The 17312-nt window shown below is 37.8% G+C and carries 16 protein-coding genes and 1 riboswitch; of the genes, 7 read left to right on the top strand and 9 right to left on the bottom strand.

Annotated elements, in window-relative coordinates:
- Positions 1-76: 76 nt before the first annotated feature.
- Entirely contained in the window at positions 77-457 is a 381-nt protein-coding gene (locus ACE1TI_RS12300; protein WP_375007871.1) for an SA1362 family protein, read from the top strand.
- A 141-nt stretch (positions 458-598) separates the two neighbouring features.
- Positions 599-1390: a phosphatase PAP2 family protein gene (locus tag ACE1TI_RS12295; protein ID WP_375007870.1), complete on the top strand. Its 792-nt coding sequence runs from the start codon at positions 599-601 to the stop codon at positions 1388-1390.
- An 88-nt stretch (positions 1391-1478) separates the two neighbouring features.
- On the opposite strand, the gene ACE1TI_RS12290 is transcribed toward ACE1TI_RS12295, so the two are convergent.
- From ACE1TI_RS12290 to ACE1TI_RS12280, 3 genes are all read right to left on the bottom strand, one after another.
- Entirely contained in the window at positions 1479-2369 is an 891-nt protein-coding gene (locus ACE1TI_RS12290; RefSeq protein WP_375007869.1) for a patatin-like phospholipase family protein, read from the bottom strand.
- Positions 2370-2485: 116 nt separating this feature from the next.
- Positions 2486-2923, bottom strand: a complete 438-nt coding sequence (mntR, locus tag ACE1TI_RS12285; RefSeq protein WP_375007868.1) for a transcriptional regulator MntR — start codon at positions 2921-2923, stop codon at positions 2486-2488.
- 197 nt (positions 2924-3120) lie between these two features.
- Positions 3121-5688 carry a vitamin B12-dependent ribonucleotide reductase gene (locus ACE1TI_RS12280; protein ID WP_375007867.1) on the bottom strand — a complete coding sequence of 856 codons (2568 nt, stop codon included), beginning with the start codon at positions 5686-5688 and terminating at the stop codon, positions 3121-3123.
- A 352-nt stretch (positions 5689-6040) separates the two neighbouring features.
- On the opposite strand from ACE1TI_RS12280, the gene dat reads away from it, so the two are divergent.
- A complete protein-coding gene (dat, locus tag ACE1TI_RS12275; protein WP_375007866.1) occupies positions 6041-6877 on the top strand; it encodes a D-amino-acid transaminase in 837 nt (278 codons plus the stop codon).
- A 64-nt stretch (positions 6878-6941) separates the two neighbouring features.
- Here dat and ACE1TI_RS12270 read toward each other — a convergent pair whose 3' ends face one another.
- Complete coding sequence (locus ACE1TI_RS12270) at positions 6942-7778, bottom strand: lipoate--protein ligase family protein (RefSeq protein WP_375007865.1); 837 nt, start codon at positions 7776-7778, stop codon at positions 6942-6944.
- Positions 7779-8000: 222 nt separating this feature from the next.
- Between ACE1TI_RS12270 and ACE1TI_RS12265 the strand changes: the two genes are divergently transcribed.
- Positions 8001-8378, top strand: coding sequence for a rhodanese-like domain-containing protein (locus ACE1TI_RS12265; protein ID WP_375007864.1), 378 nt, complete (start codon positions 8001-8003; stop codon positions 8376-8378).
- 62 nt (positions 8379-8440) lie between these two features.
- Here the strand turns inward: ACE1TI_RS12265 and gcvPB are convergent, their stop codons facing one another.
- From gcvPB to gcvT, 3 genes are read right to left on the bottom strand one after another with little or no spacing between them, the layout of a single operon-like run.
- The gene (gene gcvPB, locus ACE1TI_RS12260; protein WP_375007863.1) at positions 8441-9904 is read right to left on the bottom strand and encodes an aminomethyl-transferring glycine dehydrogenase subunit GcvPB; all 1464 of its coding nucleotides are present in this window, start codon (positions 9902-9904) and stop codon (positions 8441-8443) included.
- Positions 9905-11233, bottom strand: a complete 1329-nt coding sequence (gene gcvPA, locus ACE1TI_RS12255) for an aminomethyl-transferring glycine dehydrogenase subunit GcvPA (protein ID WP_375007934.1) — start codon at positions 11231-11233, stop codon at positions 9905-9907.
- A 38-nt stretch (positions 11234-11271) separates the two neighbouring features.
- The gene (gcvT, locus tag ACE1TI_RS12250) at positions 11272-12372 is read right to left on the bottom strand and encodes a glycine cleavage system aminomethyltransferase GcvT (protein ID WP_375007862.1); all 1101 of its coding nucleotides are present in this window, start codon (positions 12370-12372) and stop codon (positions 11272-11274) included.
- A gap of 289 nt (positions 12373-12661) precedes the next feature.
- Positions 12662-12753: riboswitch (glycine riboswitch) on the bottom strand.
- A 162-nt stretch (positions 12754-12915) separates the two neighbouring features.
- On the opposite strand from gcvT, the gene ACE1TI_RS12245 reads away from it, so the two are divergent.
- Positions 12916-14529: a DEAD/DEAH box helicase gene (locus ACE1TI_RS12245; RefSeq protein WP_375007861.1), complete on the top strand. Its 1614-nt coding sequence runs from the start codon at positions 12916-12918 to the stop codon at positions 14527-14529.
- 17 nt (positions 14530-14546) lie between these two features.
- Positions 14547-15344: a YqhG family protein gene (locus ACE1TI_RS12240; RefSeq protein WP_375007860.1), complete on the top strand. Its 798-nt coding sequence runs from the start codon at positions 14547-14549 to the stop codon at positions 15342-15344.
- 52 nt (positions 15345-15396) lie between these two features.
- On the opposite strand, the gene ACE1TI_RS12235 is transcribed toward ACE1TI_RS12240, so the two are convergent.
- Entirely contained in the window at positions 15397-15567 is a 171-nt protein-coding gene (locus ACE1TI_RS12235) for a DUF2759 domain-containing protein (protein ID WP_375007859.1), read from the bottom strand.
- 174 nt (positions 15568-15741) lie between these two features.
- Here ACE1TI_RS12235 and ACE1TI_RS12230 point away from each other — a divergent pair, with 174 nt between their 5' ends.
- Positions 15742-16377, top strand: coding sequence for an MBL fold metallo-hydrolase (locus ACE1TI_RS12230; protein WP_375007858.1), 636 nt, complete (start codon positions 15742-15744; stop codon positions 16375-16377).
- A gap of 491 nt (positions 16378-16868) precedes the next feature.
- Here the strand turns inward: ACE1TI_RS12230 and ACE1TI_RS12225 are convergent.
- Positions 16869-17312 (bottom strand): UPF0236 family transposase-like protein (locus tag ACE1TI_RS12225; RefSeq protein WP_375007857.1); only part of this gene is annotated, 444 nt, incomplete at its 5' end.

Genomic DNA, 17312 nt, shown 5'->3' with positions numbered 1-17312 from the left:
GAAGCATAAAGCAGCATAAATGGCTGAACCGCTTTTTTATAGCTTAAAAAAAATATAGGATTGCGGAGGTGATCCCATGTCCCGTCTACCGGCAAATCCTTTTATAATCATCGTTTTCGGTCTGGCGGCTTTAGGGTTAGGATATCAACTGGTAACAGATCCTCTTGGGTTAATTACCTATTTGGTGGTGGGGGCAGCTGTTGCTGTTGGTCTGTATTTTCTATTCACAAGAGTCATTTTAAAAAGAATGTCTATGAGTCAATATCAGTCCGCTGCGCGCCCAAAATCAGCAGCTAGAAACTTAAACAAGAAGCATTACAAAGCGGCAAAATCTCCCCAAGCAAAAAAATCATCAAAAAAACGCCCCTCTCGAGCAATAAATAAACGGCGAAATGACCATAACTTAACTGTGATTGAGGGGAAAAAGAACCGGAAAAAGAACCGGGCTCTTTTTTAACCTGAGCCCAGTCTTTTTCTTCTTTAAGAAACCAAGGGTGCATTATAAAAAATTTTTCGTTCTAAATTAAACTTGCAGCATCGTCTCAAGTATTTAATCTATTTAACAGAAAAATTCTCTTTACCGGAAGGAGGGAAAGAGATGTTTATGGATTGGATTGCAAACACAGCTGCATTGCTGCTGAATGATTGGTTCTTTTTAACAGTAACCGCACTTATTTTTTGGATAGTCGATAAACATTTAGGTTTTAAGCTGCTTGTAGTTTTTGCTCTTACTGTTTATATACATGGAATCTTAGAATTTTCTCTTCCATCCGAAGCCTCTCAACCCTCGACTGGTTCTGCTTATATATTTCCTCCACGTGAAGTACAAATTGCTGCAGCTTTTTGGGGCTTTCTCATACCTGAGGTATCTGACCGTCGTTTTACCGCACTCGCAAGTGGTATTATAATTTTCATATCAACTAACACTCTCCTTTATGGCGGCCATTCTATTCAGGATATAGGAGTCGCCATTCTTTTAGGCGTTTTTGTGGTTTATATCGTATACCGATCCATGGACTGGATTGGAAGTGTTCCTGACCCTATCATTTTTTCTTTTTCCTTAGTATTGCCATCTTCTTTATTACTTCTGTTTCCTGAAGGAGCACATAATGCGGGACTGCTTTTAGGGGGCGGAACCGGCTACAGCTTTGAATTGATTAAAAGCAGAATGTCTTTTTCAAAACAGCTCTGGAAAAAAGCAGCAGCTGGAAGTATAGGTATAGGCGGCCTTATTCTTATTGTTTATACAGAAAGTTTTTTGCCTCAATTGACCTTGCTGCAATTTTTGCATGCTGCTTTTATAGGACTTTGGATCACACTGCTGCTTCCTATGCTCTCTATAAAACTAGGTTTATACCAGCAAGAAGGTAGTTTGCGTACCGACCTATAAAGAACATTTAATATGAGATGTGGATCTAATAAGACAGCAAATGACTTAGGAAAAGGAATAGTTTTGAGATATAACTATATCTTGTAAATTAACCTTTCCACCTTTTTAAGAATTTTTCTGTTTCTGCACGTCCTATATGAATAAGTTCTTCTTTTTGACTGCTATCTAAATTAAAATTCGTACTTTTTATTTTTTCCACAGGAAGAAACACAATATTTTGTGCCTCATTTTTTGAAATATACCTTAAATCATGAGCTTTTCTCATAGTGTCAAACAATGATTGATATAATTCCACTGCATTTTTTATTTTATGAGGCGGCAATTCTTGAAGAGAAGGTGACAATTGAAATCCCATTACAGGCCTTTTACATAAGCCGGATTTCGCATCTCTAAAGATCCATAACGGAAAGTTACTTAAAATCCCTCCATCAACAATAATATTGCTTTTTCTATATCCTGTTTTTAACTTCACAGGCTGAAAAAAATAGGGCAGCATGCAGCTCATTTTAACCGCTAAAGATATTGGAAATTCTTCTTCCTTATAACCATAATGCGACAGATCATCTGGTAGTACCATTAATCTGCCAGACGTTACATCTGAAGCAATGATTTTCAATTCTCCTTTTGGTAGATCCTTAAACGTATAAATGTTTTTATTAGCCAATAAACTGCTTATCCATCTTTCAAATTTATCTCCTTTGTATAATCCCAGCTTCCAATAAACAGACAACCATGCTAGCCATGGAGCGTGTTCCATAAGTCTTGTTTTATCAAGTAAATCATTTGCTGTTAATGGCATGAATATGGATTTAAGCTCATTTGATGTATACCCTGCTTTTAATAAAGCTGCCATCAACGCTCCTGCACTAGTACCTGCTGTTCTTTCAAAAATATATCCTCTTTTTTCAAGTATCTCTAAAGCTCCAATAAATGCAAAGGCTTTTACACCACCACCAGCAAATACCCCATCAATTTTCATGGACCTCTCCCCATTTAAATTTTCTTTTTTATACTATGGCCTACTTACTATGATTGTGTTTAATCCTTTGCTCCCTTGTTTTGAAAATTAAAAAACCTGTCCGCTTTTGAACAGGCTTACGTTTCTTCTATTTCATTCATTTCATTTTTTCTTTGAATATCTCTTAACAGATTTAATCTTTCTTCATTTTCTTGAAAAAATTGAACAACATCTCCAATTCGATCAATGGCATCCCAGCTAAGGTGATGCTCTATCCCCTCTACATCTTCATATATAAAAACATTGTCAACGCCAATCAACTTTAAAAAATCTTCGAGCAGTTCATGTCTGTAGACTAGTCTTTTTCCTACTTTTTTACCTTTTGCTGTTAACACGAGACCTCTGTATTTTTCATATACTAAATAATCTTTTTTATCCAGTTTTTGTACCATCTTAGTAACAGATGAGGGATGTACTTCAAGAGCTTCTGCAATGTCTGAGACTCTTGCATATCCTTTTTCTTCTATTAATTTATAAATTCGTTCTAAATAATCTTCCATACTTGGGGTGGGCATCCTGGTTCCTCCAATGCAGTATCGCCATATTTAAGCGGCTTCTCTCATTAAAATAGGGTTGCATATAGTGTACAATATATTTTTTTGAACCACAAACCTGCCTTTTTTAATAATAACATGAAAAAAGAGGGATTCGGCCATCCCCCTCTTTTAATTATAATTATTCTTTTTAACTTAAACGGAAGAAAAACTTCCTTTTACAATCCGCATTTTAATTGCGCGCCGCAATTGGTGCAAGTATTACATCCGCCCATATCTTCAACTGTACCTTCGCGGCAGACCGGACAAGTATCACCTATTTCATTTCCAAAATTAATGGTAGTAGATCGTATATCTTTAATTGTGTCTACCAAAACTACTTTATTTTCTTTTTTTTCCTGACGAGCTTCTTCTGTCTCGGAAGTTGACTCTACATTATTTTCTTCTGCTTTAAGAGAAAGAACCTGAGCATCACGGCTTCCATCTACATACACTGTACCGCCTTTGGCTCCTCCGCGATAAAGCCGTTCATATACTTTTTGCACTTGTTCTACCGTATATCCGCGCGGAGCATTTACTGTTTTAGATAAAGAACTGTCTACCCATTTTTGGATCACACATTGAACATCTGCATGCGCCTCTGGGGTTAAATCCATCGCAGATATGAAAAATTCAGGAAGATTGCTGCTGTCAGCTTCTGGATTTTCATTTAAATATTCTTGAACAATTTCAGCATTTACTTCAATGAATTTACCAAGCCGTCCGCTTCGATAATATTTAAAAGAAAAATATGGCTCTAGACCCGTACTGACTCCAACCATTGTACCCGTACTTCCAGTCGGAGCAACCGTAAGAAGATGAGAGTTGCGGATTCCATGCTGTAAAACAGCTTCTCTTATATCTTCCGGCATGTTTTTCATGTAACCTGTATTGATAAACGCTTGACGCAGTTCTTTTGTTTCTTCTTCTGTCTCCCCTATAAGAAATGGAAAGCTCCCTTTTTCCTTGGCTAATTTAATACTTGTCCGGTACGCAGTAGTGGCAATCGTTTTAAAAATTTCATCAATAAGCTGATTGCCTTCTTTTGAGCCGTAGCTTGTTTCAGAGTAAATTAATAAATCATGCAGCCCCATAACACCAAGACCGATTCGACGTTCTCCTTTTGCCTGTTTTGTATTTTCCTCAAGAAAGTACGGCGTGGCATCGATCACATTGTCTTGCATTCTCACTCCTGTTTCTACGGTTTGCTTCAGCTTTTCAAAGTCAACTGTTTTATTCTCTGTATCAGCCATTTCTGCAAGGTTTACTGCTGCCAGATTACAAACAGAATATGGTGCAAGCGGCTGTTCACCACATGGGTTGGTAGCAACTACTTTTTGACCGTAACTCTGAGCATTAGTTTGTTCATTGGCATTATCTATAAAGAAAATTCCAGGTTCTGCTGAGTAAGTGGCACAAATGTTAATTAGTTTCCATAATTCTTTGGCTTTAATCTTTCGGTACGTACGAATACCATACCCTTTTTCTTCCCACTCACGAACATCCCCGCATTCCTGCCAATATTTATTATACTGGTTCATTTCCTGCTCCGTGTAATTTTCTACATCAGGAAAGCGCAGGCTGTACTCTAGATCTTTTTCAACTGCTTCCATAAAATCATTTGTTAAACAAACTGAAATGTTGGCCCCAGTTAAAAATTCTGGTGAATTAACAGAATAAGTTCCGCCATTTTTTAGTTTCTCTTCTGCTTCTTGAATTACTTTAGAGTCAAAGCCGCCTTGACCTGGTATATTTTTGTAATTTAAGACTCCTTGATATAACGCTTCTTCCGTTTCGGTTAAAGGAGTGAATTTTAGCTTTTCTTTTACTAATGTTTTTATCTGCTCATCCTCTGTATGTTCTAACAAAAATCTCAGAATACGAGGATTCTGCATTTTAGATATAATAAATTCTAATATATCCGGGTGCCAATCTGCTAACATGATCATTTGAGCACCTCGGCGTGATCCCCCTTGTTCCACTAAATGAGTAAGCTTTGCAATGTCATCAAGCCAGGAAACAGAACCAGAGGATTTTCCATTTACACCTCTTGCCAATGTATTTCTAGGCCGGAGGGTTGATCCATTTGTACCGACTCCCCCTCCCCGGCTCATTATTTCCATTACCTGTTTTCTGTGTTCAGATATTCCTTCTCGGGAATCTTCTATAAACGGCATTACATAGCAGTTGAAATAAGTGACATCGGTTTTGGCACCTGCTCCGTACAATACACGTCCTGCAGGTATAAAATTCATATTAACTAATTCTTTATAAAATTGATGAAAGGATTGCTCCCTATCTTTTTCTGTTGTTTCTACTTCAGCCAGTCCTGTGGCATTTCTTTTTGCAATTTGTTCATAATATATTTCAAGCGGTTTTTCTATAACGTCGAGGGAACGTGTAACAATGCCTGATTCGGCTTCATGCGGCTCCAGGACATTTTGAAAACTTTGATCTACCAATACTTTCGCTTTTCCATTATCCCAATCCAATTCCATAACAAACCCAAATCCTCTAGCCGGAAATTTTGGATCTTCCTTAACGGTAAGTACAACGAAATCTCCGCTTTTCAACGTTTTTTTCTCTGTATCTTTAAAGGTATACCTATCAAGCATCACTAAACGGGATACGCCTTTTTTTGTCATGTGCATATCTTCAGTAACCGGATGTACCTGGGGAAAAAGTTCAATATCCTGGTTTAATCTTTCCTTATTTATTTTCATTACTTGCTGCATGGTAGCACCCATTTATTTGTCCTCCCCGTTTCTTTATATGGTATGTCTTAGCTTATCATATTTATTCAAAACAAATCAATATATTGTATTCATCAAAGTGTAACAAACACAATATATGGTGATTGATCCTATTTTGCAGTAATTTGTCAACTAAAAAAACAAATGATATCAAGAGTATAATTAAGTATTATCGCTCATTATTTAAATTAATTTCTATCTTGATATTTTTGACAGCTTCCAAAATAGTGTCGCTCAGCTAATTAAAATATCTTATCATTATATTTTCTGTTACCTGTTTTATTGTATGTTAAAGTTTAGGGTGGAAGGTTGTTATATAAATCCAATTCAAAGGAGGCTTATATTTTTGGAATATGTATGGTTAAAAGATAAAATAGTGCCACGACAAGAAGCCTTTATTCATTTCGATGACAGAGGCTACTATTTCGGTGACGGAATATATGAAGTCATCCAGGTTTACAACGGACAGCCGTTTTTATTCCATGAGCATTTTGAACGTTTTTTAAGAAGCGCACAAGAATTAGATATGTCTCTTCCTTTCTCCATAAACGAGATAAAAGAGAATACAAGACTTCTTCTTCAAAAAAATGAAATAAACAATGGTTATGCTTACATTCAAATGACAAGAGGAGAACAAGTTAGAGACCATTTATATTCACGTGATATCTGCCCTGTTATTACTGCTTTTACAAAAGAAGCAGAAGTACCAGCTGATAAACAAAAAAGCGGAATTTCTCTATGGGCCGCCGAAGATATACGGTGGCTGCGCTGCGATATAAAAACCATTAATCTTTTAGGCAACGTTCTAGCCAAAAGAAAAGCAGAAGACAACCATTGTGAAGAAGCATTACAGCATCGAGGTCACACTGTGACAGAAGGATCTTCAACTAACATATTCATGGTGAAAAAAGGAGTGATTTATACTCACCCTGCTAATCATTTAATATTAAATGGCATTACAAGACAAAATGTAGTAAACCTTGCAAAAAATGAAAGATTCCCTGTTTATGAAGAAGCTTTCTCTCTAGAAGAAATCATGGATGCTGATGAAATATTTGTAACAAGTACTACATTAGAAATTGTTCCGGTAGTGAATATAAAAGGTTCGATAGAAATCTCACTGCAGCCCGGAACTGTTACCCGAAAACTGCAGCAAGCTTTTAAAGAACAAACATCAGCATAATTGTTTCCTGTCTTAAGACATATAACAGCGGTTCCTCATATCATTGCGGAACCGCTCCCCTCCTTTAACGGCGAAAATTCCATTCTTCTAATTCATATTTGGTTTTTGCAAGCTCCCATACTTCACTCTCTTCTTTATCATTTAATTGATAAGGCTCCCAATTCACATTCAACCCGTCTGCAAACCCTTTGTGAAACGCATCGGATACTTCCTGCAAAGTAACTGGTGTACTCTTTAGCTCGTTAATCGCTACAGCTTTATTTTTAAATGCGTTTTGCATTCTTTGTCTTACCCGGTCACTTGGATATTTAAAAAGGTCAAATAATTTATCCTCATCAATATCCAAAATAATGGAACCGTGCTGCAAAATAACTCCTTTCTGTCTTGTTTGAGCACTGCCTGCTATTTTTCTTCCTTCCACTACAAGTTCATACCATGAAGGAGCATCAAAACAAACAGCAGACCGCGGGTTCTTCAATTCATTTTCTTCTTCTTTCGTTCGCGGAACAGAAAAGTAGGCATCGAGTCCAACATACCGAAACCCTTGTAAAATACCTTCTGATATTACTCGATAAGCTTCAGTAACCGTCGCCGGCATTTGTGGATGATCTTCTGACACGATAACACTGTATGTTAACTCCTGGTCGTGAAGTACTCCGCGCCCGCCAGTTGGCCTTCTTACAAAACCTAATCCATGTTTATGAACCGCCTCTAGATCTATTTCTTTATGTACTTTTTGAAAATAACCGACAGAAAGAGTAGGTGGGCTCCAACCATAAAATCGTACTATCGGAGGGATCTCCCCCTTGCTGTGCCAATTCAAGAGCATTTCATCCATTGCCATATTATAAGCAGGTGAACAATTACCCGAGTCTATAAAATACCATTTTTCTTTATTCATAACCTCCACCTTTCTTCCTTCTCCTAACAAAAATACCTGTAAGCTGGAATATTTATAAACAAATATATAATATCTCGTTTCTAGTGCAAAAATAGTCTACCAAACCTTTGAAAAAAACAAAAGTTTGATGATTTTTAAGAAGTTCACATGAAAAGGCTTTGCTTACTGACACAATCATTATTATAATACATCATGTAGCCTAATAAAGGAGTGGGAGATTAAATGATTACTTGGATATTATGGGGGATATTAACAGCCGTTCTCGTTATCATGATTGTACGGCGTTTTGTAAATCCAAAATTTTTAACGGAATTGACTCAAGATGAATTTATAAAAGGGTATCGCAAAGCCCAATTAATTGATGTTCGTGAACCGCGTGAGTACGACGGCGGACACATACTTGGTGCAAGAAATATCCCATTATCTCAGTTGAAGCAGCGTTCCAATGAAATTCGGCCCGACCAGCCTGTATACCTTTATTGCCAATCAGGCACAAGAAGCCGCCAGGCCGCCAGAATTATAAAAAAAGAGCGGGAAACTGAAAATATTTTCCATTTAAAAAAAGGCTTTAAAAAATGGACAGGAAAAATTAAAAAATAAAAAAGACTCCGTTCCAATGGTCTTTGGAACGGAGTCTTTAAATATTTGGAAATCCATTATTACTAGCTTGTTTTCTCATACTTAAGAATAGGCTTCCGTGCAGCCGTTGTTTCGTCCAGTCGTTTTATGACAGTCGTATGAGGGGCTTCCTGAACAGTTTCTGGTTCCGCTTCTGCTTCCTGAGCGATTTGTAGCAATGCATCTGCAAATTGATCAAGGGTTTCTTTTGATTCTGTTTCTGTTGGCTCAACCATCATACATTCCTCTATATTGATTGGAAAATAAATGGTTGGAGGATGATACCCAAAATCAAGAAGTCGTTTAGCCATGTCAAGGGTTCTCACCCCTAGTTTCTTTTGACGTTTTCCAGACAAAACAAACTCATGCTTACAATGACGATCATATGGTAACTCAAAATATTGCTGCAGCCGTCTCATCAAATAATTTGCATTTAACACCGCATACTCCGAGACTTTTTTTAAGCCCTCTGCTCCCATCGTTCTAATGTAGGCATAGGCTCTTACATTGATGCCGAAATTCCCGTAATACGGTTTGACTCTGCCGATTGATTTCGGCCGGTCGTAATCCCATGAATAATCCGCTTCTCTTTTCACTAAAATCGGTTTAGGCAAAAACGGCACGAGGTCTTTTTTCACTCCGACTGGACCGCTCCCTGGACCGCCTCCTCCATGAGGACCTGTAAATGTTTTATGCAAATTTAAATGGACAACGTCAAAACCCATGTCCCCTGGCCTTGTAATACCGAGAATCGCATTTGAATTTGCACCATCATAATACAATTTACCTCCAGCATCATGAATAATAGAAGCCATTTCAATTATATCTTTTTCAAACAATCCCAGGGTATTAGGGTTTGTTAACATAAGCGCTGCAGTATCATCTCCCGTAACTTCTTTTAAATGTTCTAAATCAACCAAACCTCTTTCATTTGTTCGAACGGTTACCGATTCAAAACCTGCCACCGCTGCGGAAGCGGGGTTCGTTCCGTGTGCGGAATCTGGTACAATAACTTTGTTTCGATGGATATCTCCGTTAGCTTCATGAAAAGACCTGATCATCATCAAACCGGTCCATTCTCCTTGAGCACCAGCTGCAGGCTGCAAAGTGACTTGATCCATTCCCGTAATTTCGGCAAGAGATTCTTGAAGCTCATACATCAATTTCATAGCTCCCTGCACCTGTTCTTCGGGCTGGTATGGATGAATATGAAGAAAACCATGCATACGAGCAATGTCTTCATTAATTTTTGGGTTATACTTCATCGTACATGAACCTAGGGGATAAAAACCTGAATCTACGCCATGATTTCTTGAAGATAGCGCTGTGTAATGTCTCATAATTTGAAGTTCTGATACTTCTGGAAGTTCAGGCTCATTCGTCCGTATATAATCTGCTGGAAGTAAATGTTCTACATTCATTTCAGTCAGTTCATCTTCAGGGAGTGAGTAACCCGTGCGTCCAGGTCTGCTCATTTCAAAAATGAGTTCCTGCTCTTGAGTCTGCATTTACAACGCCTCCTCCAATTCTTTTACAAATTGTTCGATTTCTTCTTTTGTTCTAAGTTCAGTGACGCAAACAAGCATTTGTCCGCTTTTATTGGAATGAACAGCAGAAAGATCATACCCCCCAATAATTCCTCGTTTGCGCAGTTTTTTATTCACATCCGAAACTGCAGTGTTTAAATCGACAACAAACTCATTAAACACTGGCTGATCATCTATAATACTAATGCCTGCTTTTTTTAGTTTGTCTTTCAAATAAAAAGTATTTTTAACATTCTGCACAGCCATTTGTTTTAGCCCTTTCCTGCCAAGAACACTCATCGCTACAGAAGCTGCCAATGCGTTTAAAGCTTGATTGGAGCAAATATTAGAAGTAGCTTTATCTCGACGAATATGCTGTTCTCTAGCTTGGAGTGTTAAAACAAATCCCCGCCGGCCATCTTCGTCCACTGTTTGTCCGACTAACCTGCCAGGTACTTTTCTCATTAATTTTTTGGCAGCTGCAAAATAACCACAATGAGGCCCGCCCATTTGTGACGGAATACCAAAAGGCTGGGCGTCCCCCACAACGATATCAGCACCAAATTCACCAGGCGGGGCTAGAACTCCAAGAGCCAGCGGATTGCTTGACACGATAAATAAGGATTTATACTGATGTACTACATGTTCAATCTCTCTTAAATTTTCTATCGAGCCATAAAAATTTGGGTATTGTACAATGACTCCCGCCGTGTTTTCATCGATGGCCTCTTTTAAAGCTTGAACATCTGTTTGTCCTTTAAAAAGCGGTATTTGTTCCACGGTTAAATCTGGACCGCTGGCATAGGTTTTAAGGACATCCAGCGCTTCTGGATGAACACCTTCTGATACCAATATTTTAGTTCTTTTCATTTTGCTTTGTGTTGCAGCAACTAAAGCTGCTTCTGCTAAAGCAGTACCTCCGTCATACATAGAAGAATTTGCAATTTCCATTCCCGTTATTTCACAGATCATCGTCTGAAATTCAAAAATTGCTTGAAGTTCTCCCTGAGATATCTCCGGCTGGTAAGGTGTATAAGCTGTATAAAATTCAGACCTGCTTATTACATGATCAACAATACTCGGGATATAGTGATCATAAACACCAGCCCCTAAAAAAGATGGATAAGCTTTTATGTTATCGTTTTGGCTGCTTAATTCTTGAAATTCTTTTATAAGAGCGGATTCGGAAACAGGAGGAGCTAAATTCATTTCTTTCTGAGAACGAATTTTTTCTGGTATGTCGGTAAAAAAATCATCCGTACTTTTAACTCCCACGTAATCTAGCATTTCTTGTTTATCTTCTTCTGTCATTGGCAAATAACAAAAATTCAACGTTTTAGCCTCCTTTTTTAAGCCTTTTTATAAAAAGGTACAGGAACTACGACCGCTTTTACCGTTTTGTTGCGGATTTTTATATAAAGCTCTGTGTCCAATTCGGCATATGGAGTTTCAATAAGGACAAGACCCACATTTTTGTCTAAAGTTGGAGATTGCGTGCCCGATGTAACATATCCAATGGTCATGCCATTTTTATTTAACACTTCATAACCTGTTCGAGGTATCCCTTTTTCCACCATTTCAATTCCGGCTAGTTTACGTTTGACTCCCGATTCTTTCTCTTTTTTTAACGCTTCTTTACCTATAAAATCACTATTTTTTTGTAATTTCACAGCAAACCCAAGGCCTGCCTCTAAAGGGCTGATTGTTTCATCTATTTCCTGGCTGTAAAGAGGCAGACGAGCTTCAAAGCGCAGTGTGTCCCGAGCCCCCAGTCCACATGGTATCAACCCATGCGGCTCACCTGCATTTAAAATTGCCTTCCATAATGAAGGAGCTTTTTCGGCACTGCAGTATATTTCAAAACCATCTTCCCCGGTATAACCAGTTCTAGAGACAAGCGCGTTTATTCCATTAAGATCCACATTATTGTGAAAGCGGAAAAACCCAATTTGTGCTAAATCCTCATTTGTTAGTCTTTGCACAATTTGTTCAGCTTTTGGTCCTTGAACAGCTAGTTGAGCAAACGAGGAGGAAACATCGTTAATGATCTCTGATTCTCCAGCATGCTGCTTAAACCAATTAATATCTTTTTCGGTATTAGCAGCGTTTAGCACCAGCAAATAATCATTCTCGGCAAGCTGATATATCAATAGATCATCTACCGTACCGCCTTTTTCATTACAAAGCAGGGTATAAAGAGCTTTTCCTGATTCAAGTTTAGTCATGTCATTTGTAATAACAGATTGCAGGAATTCGAAAGCGCCTCTTCCTTTTACCTCAGCTTCTCCCATATGACTGACATCAAATAAACCAGCCCTCTCTCGGACAGCACGATGCTCTTCTTTAATGCTTGTGAACTGTACAGGCAGCTCCCAGCCCCCAAAATTAACTGTTTTAGCCCCCCATTCCGTGTACAAAGGATATAAGGTAGTACGTTTTAATTTGCTCATCTTCAAACCGCCCTTCTTTTTTCAGAAATTCAAATTTCTTTAGAAAATTCATTTTAATACTTAGAACCACCCTGACTAATTATGAGACCTGTATTAACACTCTTTTAAATCAAAGCCTCAGCTGCGTAGAATTCATTTAGAATACGGCAATTTGCTAACAAGGATTCTGAAGTAAAAAAATAGAGGAACCCCTTTATAAAAGGTTCCTCTGTCCTACAACCAGAAAGTTTCTTCTCCAAAGAGGAGAATGTCTTCGTGGGTGGCTCTTTCAGAGCTCTCTCCAGAGATGCGTCAGGCAAAAGTCTTTTTGCCTGAGAGATTCACTGCATAACAGCTTGCTCCTTCGGCGCCGTATAAAACGATCTCTCCCTTTGCCATCATCCGCTTTACTTTAATATTTTCCTTTAAACAATCGAGTTTTTCACTTTTCATGAATAAAAATTTTCAAAATTGAACCATACTAATCATACTGCTTTTTTTATTTTTTATTCTATCATGAGGCTTAAAACTTGACAATCTATTTTCTGCAAAGGGGCGAACATTATGGAGCCAGAAATAAGCTTTCTTTCGGAATGGAATCTTCCGAAAGACAAAAACTATGAAAATCGTCTGATTTCTTCATGGGAACAATTTTCTTTAGCTTATGAATCCGAACAATGGACTTCGACCCCTTCATTCGATGGATTGTTGTGTCAAAAGCACTTATCTGCTCTTGAGTTATTTCCTCATCAGGAAAAAACCGCAAAACGAGTGATCGAAGAAATGGATGGTAAAGCTATTCTTGCAGATGAAGTTGGATTAGGAAAAACCATTGAGGCTGGTCTCATTTTAAAAGAATACATGGTCCGCGGTTTAGTAAAAAAAGTACTGATTCTTGCGCCAGCCTCTTTAACAGGTCAATGGGCAAAAGAGATGAACGAGAAATTTTACATCCCAGCGATCACGCAAAGGAAAGCTTATTTATGGGAAGAAGCTGATATAATCGTAGCATCCATTGACACAGCAAAGCGCCCGCCGCACAGAGATATTGTTCTTCAACAAGAATACGACATGATTATTTTTGACGAAGCACATAAATTAAAAAACCCTAAAACGAAAAACTATGAATTTGCACGGCTTTTACAAAAGAAATTTTGCCTGATGTTAACTGCAACTCCAGTCCAGAATAATCCCGGAGAGCTATATCATTTAATAAATTTATTAAAACCCGGCCTTCTCGGTAGTGTTCAAGAATTCAAAACACTTTTTAAAGAAAAAGGACAGGAAGCTGTTAAACATATTGTTCAAAAAATAATGGTTAGAAATCGCAGGGATCAAACTGGCCTTACATGGACCAAGCGAAATGTTTATTCAACCTATATAGATTTTAGTCAAGAAGAAAGGTTATTTTATGATACGCTGTTTCAATTAAAAAATAACCAGGAAAATGCTATTCATGGCTTTACTGCCACCACATTGTTAAGAGAATCTTGCAGCAGTAAAGAAGCTGCTTATTTGACGTTAAAAAATTTATATGATCAAGAAGAAATTTCTCATCCGCTATTTGAACAGCTTATCTCCTTTTTGCAAAATATTTCTTCTAACAGTAAAGCTGAAAAAGCTTTGGAAATCATTCAGCAAACAAATGAAAAAGTGGTTATATTTACCGAATATCGAGCAACACAGATTTATTTACAATGGTTTTTACGTCAGCACGGAATTATTTCTGTTCCTTTTCGTGGAGGCTTTAAAAGAAGTAAAAAAGAATGGATGCAGCAGCTTTTTAAAGACCGGGCTAAAGTAATGATTGCTACGGAGGCTGCCGGTGAAGGAATTAATCTGCAATTTAGCAGCACCATTATAAATTATGACCTGCCTTGGAATCCTATGCGATTAGAACAAAGAATAGGCCGCCTGCACCGGCTCGGTCAAACAAAAGACGTGGAGGTTTATAATTTCGCTGTTAAAAATACGGTCGAAGAACACATACTTTCTTTGTTATATGAAAAAATTAAACTGTTTGAAAATGTTATTGGCGAATTAGATACTATTTTAGCTTCTACTTCTTATTCGTCATTTGAAGGATATATTACAGATGCACTTCATTCTTCTGATTCAGAAAAAGAGATCGAGTTAAAACTGCATCACCTTTCTGAATTAATGCAGCAATCTAATTAAAGAGAAGGTGTCCTGTTATGGAACAAAAAGTTCTCCATCAATTTATTCAGCGGTACTTTCAAGCTAACGGTGCAGACATCATTACAAATGATAACAAACGACTTAAAGTACAGCTTACAGAAGAGTTAGATCAATTATTAATGAACCGGCCTTTTTACTGGCAGTATATAAAAAAAACAGGCGGCATTCCGCAGCCCATGACACTAACCTTTATTACGGATGGAGAAAAAGAAAAAAACGAAAAAGCGGAATACCTACACTTTGGATCGCCGCGTTTGCATCAAATTTTTCAATCTGCCAAAAACCTTGGGAATTGGACCATTCTATACGAAGAAAACAAAGAAGGACAAAAGCCGTCACCTTTGTTCCCATGGCTTGTTGTTAATGTAAAAATATCTTATATATCTTATCAGAGAAAAGACATTATACAATCATTCGGACTTCAATTAATACACGGTCAAATTGTTAATGAAATGATGGAGCGTGTTAGTCATAAGAAATTAAATAATGTTATTCCGGCCCAAACCTTTCCCATGCATTCACTTATCCAGGTTAACAGCGGTATGCAGCGTATTAAACGACATATTGAAAATAATATTCTTCATGAGCCTAAAGAATGGGCAGATAAAGCTTACCATAGAATGGAAGAAGAAATCAGAATTTTGGATGCTTATTACCGGTCTTCTTCTCAACCAGATGAAGAATATATACAGGAGAAAACTGCGATTATGGAAAGGTACAAACCGAGGATAGCAGTAGACATTATAAATTCAGGGCTTTTTTATGTAGGAAATTCTTCTTTTGTTAACAAATAAATAAAAAACGAGGCCCATTTAATGGTACCTCGTTTTTTATTCTCCGTGCATTTTATACCTCTGGCGCTCCGCTTATAAATATGGTCATTATTGAGAACCATCCGAAGACTAAAAAGGAAATCCCTGCGAAGCCTACTGCAAAAAAGTTTCTTCTTTTAATTTCACGGATTGTGGCTATTCCGCAAAGAATAGCAACGACTAGCATCATAACACCAAGAGCCATGGAGCACTCCCCCCTTTATGTATTGGTTCCTCATTTTAACTATATTAATTGGATTAGACAGAATTCATTTTTATTATACCCTTTTTTAAAAATACATGCATTAAAAATTTTAACTCTTATACACTCACTGATATAATAGTATCATCAAACTTAGAAGAAAATGGGGGAATATTTATGAATTGGAAGCAGATACCATTAGGTCCTTTACAGACAAATTGTTACGTTTTGTATGATAATGAAAAAGATGCAGTTATATTTGACCCGGGCGGCGATGCACCTATTTTAAAAAAATGGCTGCAAGAAAATGAATTGAAACCGTTAGCGATTCTGTTAACTCATGCTCACTTTGACCATATAGGAGCGGTGAGTGAAATAAGACAATTATATAATATTGAAGTATACCTCCATGAAAAAGAAAAAGATTGGTTAACGGACCCGCATAAAAACGGTTCTGCTCTTTTTATGGGAGATGAGTTCATTACATCAGAGCAAGCGGATCACCACATTAATCGAGAAGGCAAACTCTCCATTGGCTCGTTTTCATTTGAAATGTTCGAAACTCCAGGACATTCACCTGGCAGCGTGAGCTTTTATCATTCGGAGAGCGAGACGATTTTTTCTGGAGATGTGTTATTTTCAGGAAGTATCGGCCGAACAGACCTTCCTGGAGGCAGCCATCAAGAATTACTAAATTCTATTCACGATAAACTTATTGACCTCCCTGAAAACACTCAAGTAGCATGCGGTCACGGACCTACCACTACAATTGGAGCTGAAATGGACAGCAACCCTTTTCTAAATGGATTTTAAGTAAAATAAGGATATACTGAACATTAATGAGAATAAGAAACAAAAAAGAAACGTATTGAAGATGGTCCTTCCCTAATGTATACATAAATAGAAACGGTTCATAGTTAAAGCTGCTTTCTATTTCACTATACTTTAGGGATTTTTTATGTAGGCAGCAAAAAAAGGGATAATATATTTAACCATAAGAAAAAAGATCTCCCGGGGGAGGGAGATCTTTAAGGGGAGTAAATCGTATTGAAAAATGAACTATGAGGGGGAGGGGGACTCCCTAATCATTGTTCCAACAATGTGTTTTTAGTATATTACATGGATTAACACTATGTCAATAGTATAAACTCATATTGTATGCGTCAAGTTTTTCTCGACATGGTTATAACACCACTATTTTTAGCACTCTATTTTTGTACGCTTTAAAACCAGCTACCGCGCTTCGCTTGGTGGCCTCCACTTTTTCGGAACCTTCTTTCGAAGCTTCCGAAAAAATGGAGGTATCATTGAAAGCTTTTCATTAACTTTCCCATGGCGGTGGAATGGGCGGTGTACAGAGCCACAGATCCTTCTTTTACCCCAATGGAAGGATGCGTAGGCTGGCGCAAATGCTCTGTCATGCGCACGATCTTTCTGAGTTCTCGCTGCTGCCTTGTACTTCTAGGTTGATGCTTAAGATAAGCTTCCCGAAGCGTTTGATTGCATATCCCTTGCTTGATTTTTACCATGGATTCACCGCCCTTAGCACTCCAATGCATGCCTCTTTTTTTCATTCGAAAGGAGACATGACGCTGATTGGATTCCATGGCTCCCAGGCTCCTTGCTCCTCCCGGCGGATTTTTTACCTTTTCTCGCCAGTCAAAAATCCGGCTCCAATTTCGAAGGATATAGGTGCGAAATTCCTTTACCTTTTCGATCTTTTTTGCTTCTTCCAGCGTACTTTCATA

Origin of the sequence: Alteribacillus sp. JSM 102045 (genome assembly GCF_041949975.1) — a bacterium.
In the GTDB taxonomy this organism is placed as follows: Bacteria; Bacillota; Bacilli; order Bacillales; family Marinococcaceae; genus Alteribacillus.
The sequence above is the reverse complement of the archived record's forward strand: the minus strand, read 5'-3'. Positions and strand labels throughout refer to the sequence as shown.

Excerpts from the sequence above, each read along its gene's own strand:
- ACE1TI_RS12300 (WP_375007871.1), top strand. The coding sequence starts at position 77 with ATGTCCCGTCTACCGGCAAATCCTTTTATAATCATCGTTTTCGGTCTG.
- ACE1TI_RS12295 (WP_375007870.1), top strand. The coding sequence starts at position 599 with ATGTTTATGGATTGGATTGCAAACACAGCTGCATTGCTGCTGAATGAT.
- ACE1TI_RS12290 (WP_375007869.1), bottom strand. The coding sequence starts at position 2,369 with ATGAAAATTGATGGGGTATTTGCTGGTGGTGGTGTAAAAGCCTTTGCA.
- mntR (WP_375007868.1), bottom strand. The coding sequence starts at position 2,923 with ATGCCCACCCCAAGTATGGAAGATTATTTAGAACGAATTTATAAATTA.
- ACE1TI_RS12280 (WP_375007867.1), bottom strand. The coding sequence starts at position 5,688 with ATGGGTGCTACCATGCAGCAAGTAATGAAAATAAATAAGGAAAGATTA.
- ACE1TI_RS12270 (WP_375007865.1), bottom strand. The coding sequence starts at position 7,778 with ATGAATAAAGAAAAATGGTATTTTATAGACTCGGGTAATTGTTCACCT.
- ACE1TI_RS12265 (WP_375007864.1), top strand. The coding sequence starts at position 8,001 with ATGATTACTTGGATATTATGGGGGATATTAACAGCCGTTCTCGTTATC.
- gcvPB (WP_375007863.1), bottom strand. The coding sequence starts at position 9,904 with ATGCAGACTCAAGAGCAGGAACTCATTTTTGAAATGAGCAGACCTGGA.
- gcvPA (WP_375007934.1), bottom strand. The coding sequence starts at position 11,233 with ATGACAGAAGAAGATAAACAAGAAATGCTAGATTACGTGGGAGTTAAA.
- gcvT (WP_375007862.1), bottom strand. The coding sequence starts at position 12,372 with ATGAGCAAATTAAAACGTACTACCTTATATCCTTTGTACACGGAATGG.
- ACE1TI_RS12245 (WP_375007861.1), top strand. The coding sequence starts at position 12,916 with ATGGAGCCAGAAATAAGCTTTCTTTCGGAATGGAATCTTCCGAAAGAC.
- ACE1TI_RS12240 (WP_375007860.1), top strand. The coding sequence starts at position 14,547 with ATGGAACAAAAAGTTCTCCATCAATTTATTCAGCGGTACTTTCAAGCT.
- ACE1TI_RS12235 (WP_375007859.1), bottom strand. The coding sequence starts at position 15,567 with ATGGCTCTTGGTGTTATGATGCTAGTCGTTGCTATTCTTTGCGGAATA.
- ACE1TI_RS12230 (WP_375007858.1), top strand. The coding sequence starts at position 15,742 with ATGAATTGGAAGCAGATACCATTAGGTCCTTTACAGACAAATTGTTAC.